Genomic DNA, 13,919 nt, shown 5'->3' with positions numbered 1-13,919 from the left:
AGCGCACAGATGGAAAGGGGAAAATGATTTGAGTACTTTATTGCAACATCCGGCCGAAGAGTCGGAGACCAGTATAAAATTTGTTCTGCTTGTATCCATGGTCGCGGCCCTGGGCGGTTTCTTATTTGGATTCGATACAGCGGTAATGTCGGGGGCTAACGGGTTATTGCGGGCCCGGTTCGAGCTCGGCGACTTTATGCTCGGCTGGACGGTATCCTGCCTGATCATCGGCTGTATGGCCGGAGCCGCGGTGTCCGGTTCGTTGGGTGAACGGTTCGGCCGTAAAAAGGTGCTAGTCGCGGCTGCGGTTCTGTATACCGCCGGAATTTTCGCTTCCGCCCTCTCGCCGTCGCTGGGAATGTTCATCACAGCCCGCATGATTGAGGGCATTGGAATCGGGATTACATCGACGCTCTGCCCGCTTTATAACGCGGAGATTGCCCCCGCCAAATTTCGCGGCCGGCTGGTCGCCATGAACCAGATGGCGACGGTTAGCGGTATCTTTCTCGGCTCGTTTCTGGCCTTCGGCGTATCCAGCATGGGCAATGACGCATGGGACGTTTCCACGGGCTGGCGCATCATGTTCGGAACCGGCATCGTGCCGGGACTTCTGTTCCTGACTCTTCTGTTCCTGGTTCCGGAAAGCCCAAGATGGCTCATTAAGAAAGGAAGAGCTGCGGAGGCGCTGCCTATTCTGCTGAAGATTCACGGAGAAGAGCTGGCCAAGAAAGAAGTGCTTGATATCAAGCAGAGCTTCGCACAGGACGAGGAAGCCAAAGCCGCTTCCGGCCGGAGATTTACGCCGGCCCTGCGCACCGTGCTGATCGTAGGCATCATCATCGCTATGCTTCAACAGATTACGGGCATCAACGCCGTAATGTACTACGCGCCGGAAATCTTCCGCCAGACGGGCGCGGGAGCGAGCGGTTCCCTTACTCAGACCATTATGGTCGGACTTGTCAATCTGATCTTCACCGCACTGTCCCTCTGGCTTGTCGATAAGCTGGGCCGTAAGGTGCTGCTGCTGGCCGGTTCGTTCTTCATGACCCTCAGTCTGGCGATCATCGGTTTTGCGTTCCATACCGGGCGTACAGACGGGCCGATCGTGCTGATCTGTATTCTCGTCTATGTTGCTGCTTTCGCCATTTCACTCGGGGCCGTGGTTTGGGTAATCCTGTCCGAGATATTCCCGAGCCGGATTCGCGGCCTTGCTACAGCGGTCGCCACTATGGCTCTCTGGGGAGCCGACTTCGCGGTTTCCCAATCCTTCCCGCCGCTGCTTGCTTCCGCGGGACCTGCCATAACATTTTGGATTTTTGCCGCGACTTCCCTGTTTACATTCCTCTTTACTTGGGGAGTCATTCCGGAGACCAAAGGCAAATCCCTGGAAGAAATCGAAGCGATGTGGGAGAAGAAACACGGCGACAAACAGGAGAGCTATAAGCCCTCTCTTCAGGATTAATCAATACACATAACGGGTCGAATAGGGATTATCCCGGTTCGGCCCGTTTTTTGTTTGCTCGTATGCTTGTTACTGGACATCACATCAGATTATCGCAGCTTTCTTTTTTACCAAAATAAGTTTATGATGATCTAAAATATTGTATTCACAAAGCCACTGGGAGAAGATAGCTGAACATGATCTATATCAAAGACTTGATGAGCGGAATTGATATTTTTAAAGCGCTCAGTTCCGAAATCCGAATACAAATTCTAGAAATGCTTGCCTCCAACCCGCAGCTGAACCTGAATGAAATCGCCAAACGGCTGAAGCTGAGCAACGGCGCGATCACGATGCATATTAAAAAACTTGAAGAAAGCGGTCTTATAGAAATTAACACTTCCGTCGGCAAACATGGTATCCAGAAGGTATGTTATTTGAACAAAGACCGGCTGATGGTCGAACTCCGCAGCAAGGATATCGACAATCTGTACGAGGTGGAGATTCAGGTCGGACATTACAGTAACTATGCGGCCGTTCCAACCTGCGGTCTTGCAACCAAGGATGGCATTATCGGAGAATTCGATGAGCCGCGCTATTTTGCCGATCCCCAGCGGATCAAGTCGGAGATTATCTGGATGGCTGATGGGTTTCTCGAATACCGGATTCCGAATTATTTAAAGCCAAATCAGAGCTTCCGTGAGATCCAGCTCTCCTTGGAGCTTGGGTCGGAAGCGCCTGGCTGCTCTGATCATTATCCTTCGGATATTTACTTTTATCTTAACGGCGTCAAGCTCGGCTTCTGGACAAGCCCTGGTGATTTCGGCGATACACGCGGTACGTTCAGCCCTGATTGGTGGCCTCCCCATTTGAACCAGTACGGAATGCTGAAGCTGATCCGGATCAACGATCAAGGAAGCTTTATCGACGGCTCCCGCATTTCGGATGTTACTCTGGATAAAATAAAGCTGGATTACAAAAGCGAGCTGACCTTCCGTATCGCCGTTACCGATAAGCCGGCCAACAAGCGCGGGCTGACGATATACGGCAAGCATTTCGGCAATTACAGCCAGGATCTTCTCGCCCGCATGCTGTACGATGTCCGCGAGGCCGGAGAGATTCATACGGTTTCAGCCAGCCCGTGACCAAAAAAGACGATAGATTCATGACAAAACGCTCCAGAAAGACTGGATATCCGTCCTTCTGGAGCGTTTGTATGCTTATAACTGTCATTTGCCGGAGGCTGCCGCTGCGCATAATTCCCTTGCTGCGGACACACACTAATCCTCGTCTCCCAAACCAACGAGAAGGAGTGTTTCAAATGCGCGAAGGTTTGATGCCCACCATTCTTGGAACCGTCGTTTCCGCTTCAGGAGCTGCCTTTCTTGGAAGCAGATATAAGCTGATTGCGACAGGAGTACTCGGCTTCGGTCTGGCGCATATTGTACTTGGCGCCATCGACCTGATTGAGCACCGGTAAGGGGCAGGAGAACAGAGGATATTCCGAAGGCTGCAACCGCGGTCCGAGGGATATCCTTTTTGTTGCAGACACTACTTTACAGCCACATAGAACAGCCGCTGCGTGTCTTCCCGGGCCGGTCTCCATTCAAAATCGGCATACACCTTCACCTCGCGGAATCCGGCTCTCCGAAGCGCTTCCTCCATCCACTGCGGATCGTAAGCACGCTGCACATGCGTCTCCTCGAACCGGCGGTACCGATCGCTTTCCGCCTCTTCGCGGACAAAAATTGAGAGATGATGCTCAATTTCAGTCCTTGGCACATCCAAATCGCAGGTCCAGATGTAAGACACCGAGAGATCATCCATAATGAAGGGCTGCTCCTCCTCGTAACGAATCAGAGTGCGGGGATGGTGAACGTCAAAGAGAAAGCTGCCCCCGGGCTTTAATCCCTTGCAGGTACGCTCGAACACAGCGGAAATGTCGCTCTCTTCGAGTATATAATTCAGACTGTCGCAAAATGAGATCACGGAGTCCACCGGCTCCGGCAGCTCCCATTCCCTCATGTCCTGTCTGATCCAATGGACGCTGCCTTCCCGCATAAACCGCCGCCCCCGGGGACGATCCTCCATCTTCTGACGCGCCACGGCAAGCATATCCGAAGACAGGTCAATTCCCGTCATATGATATCCCGCCTCAGCCAGCGGAATGGTGAGGCTGCCGGTGCCGCAGCCAAGCTCGGCAACGGTCTTCGGCTTCCCCAGCCGCTCCCACGCGGCTTCGGCAAAAGCGAGCCACTGGGGATATGGCATATCCGCCATCAGTTCGTCATAGACATAAGCAAATTTCCCATAGGAGGACACTGACAACACCGCACCTTCCATCGCCGTCCTAATCGGCAGAGTTTCCGCGGCTGTCGCCGCTCTGTTCGCCGGAAGCCTGACCGGGCTTATCTCCCTGCGCCAGATACGTCCAGCTCTCCTTCTGGGTGATAAGACCTTCCTTCATCAGCTTACCGAGGGCACGCTTGAACGCGGCTTTGCTGATCCCAAACCGCTGCTTGATAATATCCGGCGGCGTCGCGTCCGAATAAGGCATTCCTCCGCCCGGACGATTCTGCAGAAATTCCAGAATCTTGGCGGAATCCATGTCCCGTCCCACTTCCTTGCGCTGGGCCATGGACAAGTTGATGCGTCCATCCTCCCGAATGACAGCTACACGGGCTTCAAACTCCTCGCCCAAACGAAGCATTCTCGGCCGTTCGGAGGAATGGATCATGCCGATTGCACCGAAGCCGAGCACGCCTCCGTCCACAATGACAAAAGTACCCATTTGGAGAGGCTTGTACACCCGAGCCTTCAACCACTGGCCCTTCCAGCTGGAAGGGGCCGGGAACGTCAGCGGCGCAAGCTCCTGTTCGCCCGCCAGCTTGGCCCGGAGCCGTCCCTGCTTGTCATGCTCCATAATGACGAATACGCGGTCGCCTACCTGCGGATGCAGCTCCTTCAGTTCAGGCAGTTCGCGGATTGGCAGAAGCAGCTGGCGCCCGAGTCCCATTTCAAGAAAACAGCCAAGCCGGGGATGAACGTCCGCCACTTCCAGCAAGGCCAGTTCGCCAAGCGTGAGATACGGTTTCTTCATCGTTGCCGCAAGGCGGTCCTCCGTATCGAAGAACAGGAACACTTCAACCTTGTCCCCGGGTTTAATCTTATCCGTAAGCTCCGTATAATGCAGCAGCACATCCTGGTCGCCCGCGCTCAAGAAATAACCGTAGGGGGAAACCTCCCTCGCCACTTCGAGCGTTACTACGCTTCCGGCTATCAGGCTCATACGTGTTCCACAACCTTCGCGTCGGACCACAGACGCTCGATATTGTAATATTCGCGCTCGTCCCGGTGGAAGATGTGTACGACCACATCACCCAAATCCATCAGCACCCAGCGCGCCGCGTCCATTCCTTCTATACCGCGGATGACTGCCCCCGCTGCCTGCGCAACCTTGCGTACCTCGGTGGCGATAGCCTGCACCTGGGTATCGGAGTTACCGTGACAGACAATGAAATAATCGCTAATCAACGAAATGCCGCGCAAATCAAGGGCAACGACGTTCATCGCTTTTTTATCTTCAACTGCTTCAAGCGTCAGCCGCAGAAGCTCTTTGGATTGTATGGTCATTCATTTTCCTCCAATATTCTTACTAGATCGTTTCTTGCCATTACCGTCAGTGGGAATACAATCCGCCGTTTCTCCAGGAGCAGGCTGATCGTAGAATCGAATCCGGCGACAAGTCCTTCTTCCAGACTGGAACCGGCAAGTTTGCGTATACGGTCGACACCTGGAAAATCGCGCCCCGGCTCAATGTAATCAGCCAAACAGACGATTTTGTCCAGCAGGGCCATGCCCACCCGGCCTGAAGTATGGTAGCGGATGGCATCAAGCACACCCGAATCCGTAATTCCGTACTCTTTTTCCGCCACAAAGGCCCCCACCTCCGCGTGCCACAGCTGCTTGTCATAGGACAGCAGTTCAGGCGAGAGGTGATTCTGTTCTATAATTTCGCGCTGGCGTTCGACCGGCCAATATTTGGCCACATCATGCAATATCGCTGCCAGCTCGGCGCGCTCCGGATCGCCGCCATACTTTCGGGCAAGCTCTCCCGCCGATTCCACTACGCCCAGCGTATGCTTCCAGCGCTTCTTCGGCATCTGCGAGGATACCGACTCAATTAGCGCTTCGCGGCTGAACTCCATACAACTCACTCCTTTGCACGTAGTCGTATACCGCTTCAGGCACCATGTACCGGATCGACTTCCCAGATGCGGCCCGTTCCCGAATCATCGTAGACGATATATCGACCATCGGCATATCCGCCAGCAGCACCTTATCGGCGATATTCACCGGAAGCGTCCCGAGATTAAGGGAATTGCCCGGCCGTCCCACACCAATAAAGGTAAGCCGCCGCACCAGTTCGTCGATATCCTTCCATTTCGGCAAATACTGCACCATATCCGCCCCGATAATAAAATAAAAATCTTCGGACGGGTAACGCTCCTTAAGCATCCGCACCGTTTCGATTGTATACGAAATGCCCCCGCGTACAATCTCCCAATCGAGGATACGGAAAGATTCATTATTCCTGATCGCCTCGCTCACCAGAGCCAGCCTCGTCTCACCCGAGGCTCCTGCCGCATGTTTATGCGGCGGGATATGCGAAGGCATGAACCATACCTGTTCCAGCCCGAAGGCATCCCTGGCCGTCTCCGCAACCAGCAGATGGCCGATATGAATGGGATCGAAGGTGCCGCCCATAATGCCGACCTTCACACTCCCACCTCCTTGCAAATTTGCCTCTCTCGCCTGAGGCCTTGTCTACAGACTGCTTACTTATGGATGCGGCTTCGCCCCATCCGTTTCCGGGATATGGATCTTATCTGGGCAGCTCAATCGTCTTGTTGTCGCGTGATTCCTTATACAGAATGATCGTCTTGCCTATGACCTGAACAAGCTCGGAGCCAGACTGCTCCGCAAGCTCGCTGCCTATCTCCTTCGGATCCTCGGCGCAATTGTTCAGCACGCTGACCTTCATCAGCTCGCGCTTTTCAATCGCCTCCTCAATATGGCGGATCAGATGCTCGTTAACGCCGCCCTTCCCAACCTGAAACACAGGGTCGAGGTGATGGGCAAGCGAGCGAAGATAGCGCTTTTGTTTGCCGGTTAACATCATGTATGCATACTCCTTATTTATCAACTATTATTACCCGATTATCCTAAAATCTACTTGCTTCCTGAAGATTCATCGGCGCCGAGACTACCCAGCAGAGCCTCCCGCATCACATCGATCGGAGCGGGCATTCCCGTCCAGTATTCGAGAGCGTAAGCCCCTTGATAGAGGAACATCCCTACGCCGCCGTGAATAATGCATCCCCGGCGTTTGCGGCTTTCCAGCAGCAGACGGGTATGCAGCGGGTTGTAGATCAGATCGCTGACCACGATTCCTTCCGGGATGATATCCGGGTCTAAGGGCATTTCATCTACATGGGGATGCATTCCCACCGAGGTTGTGTTGATCAGAATATCCGTACCGCCGATGTAACTTCGGATCTGATCAAATCCAATACCCTTGATATCGCCCCGGCTGCTCCAGCTTCCCGCAAGCAGCTTCGCCTTCTCCTCATCACGGTTTACAATAACAACCGACGCAGGATGATCCTGAAGCAGCGCGTCGATTATGCCCCTTGCCGCGCCGCCTGCGCCGATAACCATAATCCTGCGTCCGGAAAGATCGGAGACCGCTTCCGATTTCAGAGAGCGCACATATCCGATTCCGTCGGTATTGTAGCCGGTTAAAATACCGTTGTCGTTAACAATGGTGTTGACCGCCCCAATGGCCTCCGCTGCAGGGTCCACTCTGTCCAGATGCTCAATCACTGCCAATTTATGCGGAATGGTCACGTTGATGCCCCGAAAATTCAGTGTCCGTATTGCCTGGATCGTCTCTCCAACTTTATCGGGGTTTACGTGCAAGGGAACATAAGCTCCCGGGATTCCAAGCGCCTTCAGACCCGCGTTATGCATCACGGGCGATTTGGATTGCAAAATGGGGCATCCTATAACCCCCAAAAGAATGCTTCCGCTCTCCAAAGACCAGGTTTCCGTTGTAGCTGTCATGATTGTCCTCCTTCTATCTAAATCAGCGAAGGGCGAACCAGCACCTTCACGCCGCGGGGGACATGGACAGCCACAACCGCGCCTTCCGTTCCGTTCAATTTGATCCAGCCCAGGCCGGAGATGAATACATCGCTGCGGCTTCCTCTGGCTATTCTGAATTCGTGCCGCTGCCAGGCAGGAAGCTTATCCACATCGCCGGCAGCAGGCGGGGACAGCATTTCGCCGCGGTGATCGCGGTACAGATCGTCCGCACGCTCCAGCTTGGTGCGGTGAATTTTGAGGCTGCCGCTGATGAAGCAGGTGAACGACTGATGCTCGCCCTGCACGAAGTCGAACCGGCCCAAGCCGCCGAAAAAGAGCGTCTGTCCCGAGTTTAGCTGGTACACCGCAGGCTTAAGCGGCTTTGCAGGCATGACCGCGTCCAGATCCTGACGCTCAACCAATTCGCTGTACCGCCAAGGATAGACAATTCCCGGTGTGTCGATGATGTAATGGCCGTCGTCCAGCGGAATCTTGACGCTGTCCAGCGTCGTGCCGGGATACCGGGATGTCGTCAGCTCCTGCTCCAGATCGCTATAATCCGAAATGAGACGGTTGATCAGCGTCGACTTGCCAACGTTGGTTGCGCCTACAACATATACATCGCGCCGGCCCCGAAGCGAAGACACCGAATCGAGCAGCCGGTCGAAGCCCTGTCCCCGCTTGGCACTGCAAAGCACGATTTCCGCAGTTTTCAGTCCAAGCTCTTTGCTGCGCTGCTGAACCCAATTGCGCAGCTTGTTCCAGTTGGTCACCTTGGGCAGCAGATCGCATTTGTTCACGGCCAGAATGACGGAATTGCTGCCGACAAACCGCTGAAGTCCGGAGATAAGGCTGCCTTCAAGATCAAAAAGGTCGACAATGTGGACGACAAGCGCGTTCTTTTCCCCGATTCCGGAGAGCAGGCGCAGAAATTCGTCCTGGTCCACGGAGACCGAGGAGACCTCGTTATAATTCTTAATGCGGAAGCACCGTTGGCAAATGACTGGGTCACGGTCATAAGCCGCCTCCGGCATGTATCCAGGCTGGTCCCGGTGCACGGTCTGCAGCTTAATGCCGCAGCCGCTGCAGCTTATGGGACGCTGCCGTTCAGTCTGTTCGTTCATTCCTGTTGTTCCTCCTCATGCCACAATCCTTGTTTACGCAATCTGGTCAGCGCAATCTGCTCTATCCGGCGGTTGATGCGGGTGCCAAGTCCCTCGTCCTCAGGGGAGATCGGCAGCACCAGTACAGTAAACAGACCCAGCCGGTTGCCTCCGTATACGTCGGTAAGCATCTGGTCTCCGACCACGATCGTCATCTCCGGTTCCAGATTCATCAGCTTCATCGCCTTGTGAAAAGGGGCATTGGTCGGCTTGCGCGCTCCGTGCACAAATTCGATATTCAGCGGCGCCGCAAATCGTGATACCCGGTTCATATTATTATTGGACACGATCACCAGTTTAAAGCCGTGCTGCTTCACCTTATCGAACCACAGCACCAGCTCCGGCGTAGCCAGAGGCGCCTTGGCGCCTACCAGCGTGTTGTCCAGATCGGTAATAATGCCCCTATAGCCCTTCAAATACAGATCTTCGAGATTAATATCGAACACCGTATTTACCCGCAGCTTGGGGACAAGACTTTCAAACATACGTTCACCTCGATTTCATACGACAAACTATATCATAATCTTTACTCTTCGGAAATGATTGTTAGATAGAGAAATCGCCGGTTATCTGCCGTTCATTTCGTCAGCTTCAGACTCTTTCGCAGCCGCAAAGTTTCAGTATACACGGCTTGCCAGTCTTTGTCTTCAATTACTTCGGGGCTGTATTTTGCCTTCTCGAACCAGCCGAGCAGCGCCGATAGACTTTCCGACGCACCCGGACGCTCACCTCTCCACCGGGAAACCGATTCCCTAAGGGTCTCATGCTTGTCTCTGGAGAAGCCTTTCCGGCGCATGAAGGCTACCCAGCGCTCCGTCTCAGCCACAATTTTCTCGGCGGAAGACAATGGCCGTCCGCTGCGGATTCTCTGCAGCAGAAAGCGAAGGTCGGACCGGTGCTGCCACAGCAGAAACGCCGCCCAACCGGCTACAATAACAGCCGCTGCGGCAACGACCCACGTTCCCACGGACAAGCTGCTTTCATCGGAACCCGTACCTGCAGCCTGCTCTTCATCCTGCGCATCTGCATTCGGAGCTTCGGATGCTTCGGGCTGCGGATCGGACTCGCTTTGCGTCAGCAGCGGGGCATTGAAGCCGGGCGTTGCCTCTACCGGAATCCAGCCGTAATCCCCGAAGTATACCTCGGCCCAGGAATGGGCGTCGGCGTTGGTAATCGTATAGTTGTTGTTCACGGCCTCTCCCTGCCGCACGGCAAGGCTGTCGGGAAGCTGGGCCTGTTCTCCCGGCGCATAGCCCTTAACCCAACGGGCTGGAATATCCAGCGAACGGGCCATGGTCACAAGAGCCGTGGAATAATAGTCACAGTAGCCCTCTTTAATCTCAAACAGAAAGCCTTCCACAAAATCCCTGCTTTTTTTGAGGGACAAGTCGGGTTCATTTGTGTACGGAAACGTTTGTTGTAAATATTGTTGCAGAAGCATCGTCTTTTCATACGGCGTCTGTGCCTGTGCCGTAATTTCACGGGCCAGATTCTGCACTCTTTCGGGAAAATTATTTGGAAGCTGCAGGAACTGGTTCGGAATATCCTTTCCGCCATACAGGTCGGAGAATGTCTTTGCGCTCAGTTCCTGAACCGGAACGACGGGCAGCTCGGAAGTCAGCTCATACGTCTTCGGGTATGGAGCGGAATCAGCGCCGTTAATCAACAATTCGCCGTCCCGGCTGCGCCATGACATCCCGCCAGTTTCTTTTTCACCGTTAATAGAATCGATTCTGGAAATGGAATAGGCGCCGAACAGCACCGGGTACCGGTTATTGCTGAGCATACGGACGGTATACTGCAGCTCCTGAGTGGGAGTAGACGACGCATAGTCATTCTCCAGCGCCTCCCCAACCTCCGCCGGCTCTAGGCGCCCTTGTTTGCTGCGGAGGTTATCGCTCCATCCTGTGCCGGAGTATACGTTTCTTGTCTCCCCGCGCATATAGATGCGCGAAGACGAGGTGACCGACATCACCGGAGAGTAGTCAAAAGCGAAGCCTCCTCCGAGATTGGCATCATTGAGGCTGTATCCGGAAGCCGTCCCTGACGAGCCTGTGCCGCTTGATTCGGTTCCAGTATTGTCCGCTCTATTATCTTGCGGCGCGCCGCTGCCGTTCCATTCCCTCCAGGCCGTATAAGGATCGGTCAACGTGGGCTTGACCGCCGGCGCATTCACGCCGGTAAGAATGACCAGCGCAAAAATAACGGCGATATTCACTGATATTTTGAGCGGATAATCAATGAGATATTTCCAGCCTCTGGGATAACGCAACTGAAAGCTCTTTAGATGATTGCTCACCAGCCAGCCCAGCCCGGCGAACACCGTCCAGGCGACTTCCTGCCACAGCACCGAGGGCGTGAAGGAATCCAGCGCCGCGAATGCCGCGATATTCATGCCGATAAACAGCAAAATACGGCTCTTGGTCGTTACCAGTAAGGAGGCCGACAGCATAATCGCCCAACCTGCGAGAGCGAACCAGAGATATGGCGTCATCTGCGATAAAGTATCGGTCAGATGTTCGTCAATCGGCGCCGAAGGAAATGGGATATAAAGTCCGTAATATTGGATGGTCCGGTATACAATATACAGAACTGTAGCCGCTTCGATCATGATGCGGTACAGGATGGAAATCGGCAGCAAAATTTCAATAACTGCTGCGGCCGCCAGCGTGATCAACACCGCGGTGCTCGTCTGCTGCAGCCAGATCGGGTCGGTGAAAGAAAGCCACTGCAAAGCTATGATGACCATCCACAGCAGACCGAAAGACCGGTGCCAGGACGATTTCATTAGGTTCCACCAGTTCTTCATCGTCCATCCCCTCCAAGCGCAGCGGGCAGTTCACGAAGCGAGCTTACACTATGCCCCATGATACCGCGGGAATGAAGCTCGCTGGGCCATTTGTTGCCGCGGTGCGAACCCGCAGGGTTCAGTACGTGGATGTGACAGGGGGTCATCCCTCTGCTCTCGGCCCACTGCAGTGTCTGCAGCACATTTCCGTCTGTCTGCGGGCTGATCAGCACGAAGTAAGCTCCTTTCGGAAACATGCGGTATCCCTTTTCCAGCCGGGGAACCAGAGGGCCTCTGCCCTCCCCGTTGATATCGATCAGATATTGAACCATCTTCTGCCGCTCCGCGGCGCTCTCCGCAGGGGCGAATACTTTGGTATTTTTGTCGAGACAGCACAGTCCGATGCCAATCCGTTCCCGCACGCCAAACCCAAGCAGAGAGGCCGCTGCCGAGACGGCAAGCTCGAACTGCGCGGAAGAGGCGTAAGCCGAGGCGGTTCCGTCGAGAATAAGCATCGTTTTGGGCAGCGATTCATGCTCGAATTCCTTGGATTTCCATGCCCCGGTCTTGGCCGTCGCATTCCAGTGAATGCGGCTTAGGCGGTCGCCGTACACGTAATCGCGGACGCCGTTGATCTGCGTCGTCTCCCGCCGTGACTGAGCCAGCGAAACCTGGGGCCCGGAAATCCGCGAATTCCGTTCGTACAGCACCCATCTCGGGATATGGACGATGCGGGGCAGCACCCGGAACTGTCCCTGCGCGAGAAAGCTTCCTTTGTGCTCGACCAGCCCGAAAATATCCTCGCTGGAAATTCCCGTCTCGGAAAAAGAATAGCGGCCGCGTTCGAGCGGTGGCGTTTGGAATCTAAGTTCCCCCTGTCCTTTAAAGTTCGGAACAAAGCTTTCCTCAAAAATCCAGGACTCTCCATTATGCCTTTTGAGCATTTCACGGACAACAACAAAAGGAATCGGCAGAAGGCCGGGGAGCGCAATTTCGAGCTTGACGTGCAGATGGCCTCCCGCATAGAGCAAATCGGACTTCTCTCCGTCGGTGAGAAGGGTACGGGCGCCCCGGGCTCTGCGTACTCCGGTAAATCCGCCGGCAAGCAGATATACCATCAGGACCGACACCATAGTGAACAGCATGAACGACGTTTTGCCGCCTTGAAACAGAACATACAGCAGGGTAACACACCAAACCGCGGCAATTCCGGCCAGCTTGGCCGGCAGCCTCACGGCGGCTGCGGACAAATAGCGTCTCATTTTATTGCCTCATTGTCACGGGCACCTGGATACTCTGCAGAAGATTGTTCAGCAGTGTATCCGCGCTGACGTTATCCAGCCGGGATTCGGGACGCAGCAGGATGCGGTGGCCGAGCGTATATGGAGCCAGCGACTTCACATCATCCGGCAGCACATAGTCGCGCTCCTGCAAGAAGGCGAAGGCCTTGCATGCCATCATATAAGACAGCGCTGCACGGGGGCTGGCGCCGAGCAGGACCATCGGATGTTCTCTGGTGCCGCGGACAATATCGAGGAGGTAGCCTAGAACCGGCTCGCTGATATACACCTCGCGGATTTCGTCTTGAATGGATGCTATTCTTTCCATTCCCGTTACCGGCTGAAGCTTATTCACCGGCTGGCCTTCCTGATGGGTCAGGAGCAGATTTCTTTCCGTGGCCGCATCGGGATACCCAAGGCTGATTCGAAGCATGAAGCGGTCGAGCTGCGCTTCGGGCAGCGTGTACGTGCCTTCGAAGTCAATCGGATTCTGCGTGGCGCACAGCATGAACGGATGCGGAAGCGCATAGGTCTCCCCGTCCACCGTTACGTTGCGTTCCTCCATGACCTCCAGCAGCGCAGACTGCGTCTTGGTCGTAGCCCTGTTGATTTCGTCGGCAAGCAGGATATTCGTCATTACCGGTCCCGGACGGAAGTGGAACATCTCATCCCGGGGATGATACACCGATACACCGGTAATATCGCTCGGCAGAATGTCTGGATTGCACTGAATCCGGCGGTAGTCTCCGGAGATGGATCTTGCCAGCGCTCGGATCAGCTGGGTTTTGCCCGTTCCCGGGACATCCTCGATCAGGACATGGCCGCCTGCAAGCAAGGCAGTAAGCAGCAGCTCTATTTCAAACGATTTTCCGAGAATACAGGATTCCAGATTGGCGCGGACGGCATTTACGATTTGCATCGATTCGTGGCTAACGGGCATATATAGTAAAACCTCCTAAGTCAGAATAAACAGTATACTTACTATTTTACATGATTAAGAGGGACAAAGTACATTCGGCCGGTTTTGAAAACGGTTAAGATGAATATATATATATATATATATATATATTTGTTGCTTGTTTTATCTGCAAATAATCTTG

15 protein-coding genes are annotated in these 13,919 nt (G+C 54.3%); 3 read left to right on the top strand and 12 right to left on the bottom strand.

What is annotated here, in order from left to right:
• Nucleotides 1-28: 28 nt before the first annotated feature.
• The 3 genes from KP014_RS11270 (at nucleotide 29) to KP014_RS11260 (ending at nucleotide 2,921) form a co-directional block, all read left to right on the top strand.
• Nucleotides 29-1,462, top strand: coding sequence for a sugar porter family MFS transporter (locus tag KP014_RS11270; protein ID WP_425517269.1), 1,434 nt, complete (start codon nucleotides 29-31; stop codon nucleotides 1,460-1,462).
• 176 nt (nucleotides 1,463-1,638) lie between these two features.
• Nucleotides 1,639-2,586, top strand: a complete 948-nt coding sequence (locus tag KP014_RS11265; RefSeq protein ID WP_036596773.1) for an ArsR/SmtB family transcription factor — start codon at nucleotides 1,639-1,641, stop codon at nucleotides 2,584-2,586.
• Between the two features lie 176 nt (nucleotides 2,587-2,762).
• Nucleotides 2,763-2,921 (top strand): hypothetical protein, encoded by a 159-nt coding sequence (locus tag KP014_RS11260; RefSeq protein ID WP_036596775.1) that lies wholly within the window; start codon nucleotides 2,763-2,765, stop codon nucleotides 2,919-2,921.
• 71 nt (nucleotides 2,922-2,992) lie between these two features.
• On the opposite strand, the gene KP014_RS11255 is transcribed toward KP014_RS11260, so the two are convergent.
• From KP014_RS11255 to KP014_RS11200, 12 genes are all read right to left on the bottom strand, one after another.
• Nucleotides 2,993-3,763 carry a class I SAM-dependent DNA methyltransferase gene (locus KP014_RS11255; RefSeq protein ID WP_090834123.1) on the bottom strand — a complete coding sequence of 257 codons (771 nt, stop codon included), beginning with the start codon at nucleotides 3,761-3,763 and terminating at the stop codon, nucleotides 2,993-2,995.
• 28 nt (nucleotides 3,764-3,791) lie between these two features.
• The gene (locus KP014_RS11250) at nucleotides 3,792-4,730 is read right to left on the bottom strand and encodes a CvfB family protein (RefSeq protein WP_036596524.1); all 939 of its coding nucleotides are present in this window, start codon (nucleotides 4,728-4,730) and stop codon (nucleotides 3,792-3,794) included.
• A complete protein-coding gene (gene rsfS / locus KP014_RS11245; protein WP_036596526.1) occupies nucleotides 4,727-5,074 on the bottom strand; it encodes a ribosome silencing factor in 348 nt (115 codons plus the stop codon). The genes KP014_RS11250 and rsfS overlap by 4 nt, the downstream gene beginning before the upstream one ends.
• The gene (yqeK, locus tag KP014_RS11240; RefSeq protein WP_036596528.1) at nucleotides 5,071-5,649 is read right to left on the bottom strand and encodes a bis(5'-nucleosyl)-tetraphosphatase (symmetrical) YqeK; all 579 of its coding nucleotides are present in this window, start codon (nucleotides 5,647-5,649) and stop codon (nucleotides 5,071-5,073) included. Before yqeK ends, rsfS begins: the two co-directional genes overlap by 4 nt.
• On the bottom strand, nucleotides 5,621-6,223 hold the full coding sequence (locus tag KP014_RS11235) for a nicotinate-nucleotide adenylyltransferase (RefSeq protein WP_036596530.1): 603 nt from the start codon (nucleotides 6,221-6,223) through the stop codon (nucleotides 5,621-5,623). Before KP014_RS11235 ends, yqeK begins: the two co-directional genes overlap by 29 nt.
• Nucleotides 6,224-6,326: 103 nt before the next feature.
• Nucleotides 6,327-6,620 (bottom strand): ribosome assembly RNA-binding protein YhbY, encoded by a 294-nt coding sequence (gene yhbY, locus KP014_RS11230; protein ID WP_036596546.1) that lies wholly within the window; start codon nucleotides 6,618-6,620, stop codon nucleotides 6,327-6,329.
• A 53-nt stretch (nucleotides 6,621-6,673) separates the two neighbouring features.
• Entirely contained in the window at nucleotides 6,674-7,567 is an 894-nt protein-coding gene (locus KP014_RS11225) for a shikimate dehydrogenase (RefSeq protein WP_036596532.1), read from the bottom strand.
• A 17-nt stretch (nucleotides 7,568-7,584) separates the two neighbouring features.
• Nucleotides 7,585-8,712, bottom strand: a complete 1,128-nt coding sequence (gene yqeH, locus KP014_RS11220) for a ribosome biogenesis GTPase YqeH (RefSeq protein WP_036596534.1) — start codon at nucleotides 8,710-8,712, stop codon at nucleotides 7,585-7,587.
• A complete protein-coding gene (locus KP014_RS11215) occupies nucleotides 8,709-9,236 on the bottom strand; it encodes a YqeG family HAD IIIA-type phosphatase (protein ID WP_036596537.1) in 528 nt (175 codons plus the stop codon). Before KP014_RS11215 ends, yqeH begins: the two co-directional genes overlap by 4 nt.
• 92 nt (nucleotides 9,237-9,328) lie before the next feature.
• Nucleotides 9,329-11,560, bottom strand: coding sequence for a transglutaminase TgpA family protein (locus KP014_RS11210; RefSeq protein ID WP_090834068.1), 2,232 nt, complete (start codon nucleotides 11,558-11,560; stop codon nucleotides 9,329-9,331).
• Nucleotides 11,557-12,801 (bottom strand): DUF58 domain-containing protein, encoded by a 1,245-nt coding sequence (locus KP014_RS11205; protein WP_090834067.1) that lies wholly within the window; start codon nucleotides 12,799-12,801, stop codon nucleotides 11,557-11,559. Before KP014_RS11205 ends, KP014_RS11210 begins: the two co-directional genes overlap by 4 nt.
• Before the next feature lies 1 nt (nucleotide 12,802).
• Entirely contained in the window at nucleotides 12,803-13,759 is a 957-nt protein-coding gene (locus KP014_RS11200) for an AAA family ATPase (RefSeq protein WP_036587472.1), read from the bottom strand.
• Nucleotides 13,760-13,919: the final 160 nt, after the last annotated feature.

The sequence above is a fragment of the Paenibacillus sophorae genome, assembly GCF_018966525.1.
Taxonomy (GTDB): Bacteria; Bacillota; Bacilli; order Paenibacillales; family Paenibacillaceae; genus Paenibacillus_AQ; species Paenibacillus_AQ sophorae.
The sequence above is the reverse complement of the archived record's forward strand: the minus strand, read 5'-3'. Positions and strand labels throughout refer to the sequence as shown.

Coding starts and splice junctions, on each gene's coding strand:
- KP014_RS11265 (WP_036596773.1), top strand. CDS start 1,639: ATGATCTATATCAAAGACTTGATGAGCGGAATTGATATTTTTAAAGCG.
- KP014_RS11260 (WP_036596775.1), top strand. CDS start 2,763: ATGCGCGAAGGTTTGATGCCCACCATTCTTGGAACCGTCGTTTCCGCT.
- KP014_RS11250 (WP_036596524.1), bottom strand. CDS start 4,730: ATGAGCCTGATAGCCGGAAGCGTAGTAACGCTCGAAGTGGCGAGGGAG.
- rsfS (WP_036596526.1), bottom strand. CDS start 5,074: ATGACCATACAATCCAAAGAGCTTCTGCGGCTGACGCTTGAAGCAGTT.
- yqeK (WP_036596528.1), bottom strand. CDS start 5,649: ATGGAGTTCAGCCGCGAAGCGCTAATTGAGTCGGTATCCTCGCAGATG.
- yhbY (WP_036596546.1), bottom strand. CDS start 6,620: ATGTTAACCGGCAAACAAAAGCGCTATCTTCGCTCGCTTGCCCATCAC.
- KP014_RS11225 (WP_036596532.1), bottom strand. CDS start 7,567: ATGACAGCTACAACGGAAACCTGGTCTTTGGAGAGCGGAAGCATTCTT.
- yqeH (WP_036596534.1), bottom strand. CDS start 8,712: ATGAACGAACAGACTGAACGGCAGCGTCCCATAAGCTGCAGCGGCTGC.
- KP014_RS11215 (WP_036596537.1), bottom strand. CDS start 9,236: ATGTTTGAAAGTCTTGTCCCCAAGCTGCGGGTAAATACGGTGTTCGAT.
- KP014_RS11210 (WP_090834068.1), bottom strand. CDS start 11,560: ATGAAGAACTGGTGGAACCTAATGAAATCGTCCTGGCACCGGTCTTTC.
- KP014_RS11205 (WP_090834067.1), bottom strand. CDS start 12,801: ATGAGACGCTATTTGTCCGCAGCCGCCGTGAGGCTGCCGGCCAAGCTG.
- KP014_RS11200 (WP_036587472.1), bottom strand. CDS start 13,759: ATGCCCGTTAGCCACGAATCGATGCAAATCGTAAATGCCGTCCGCGCC.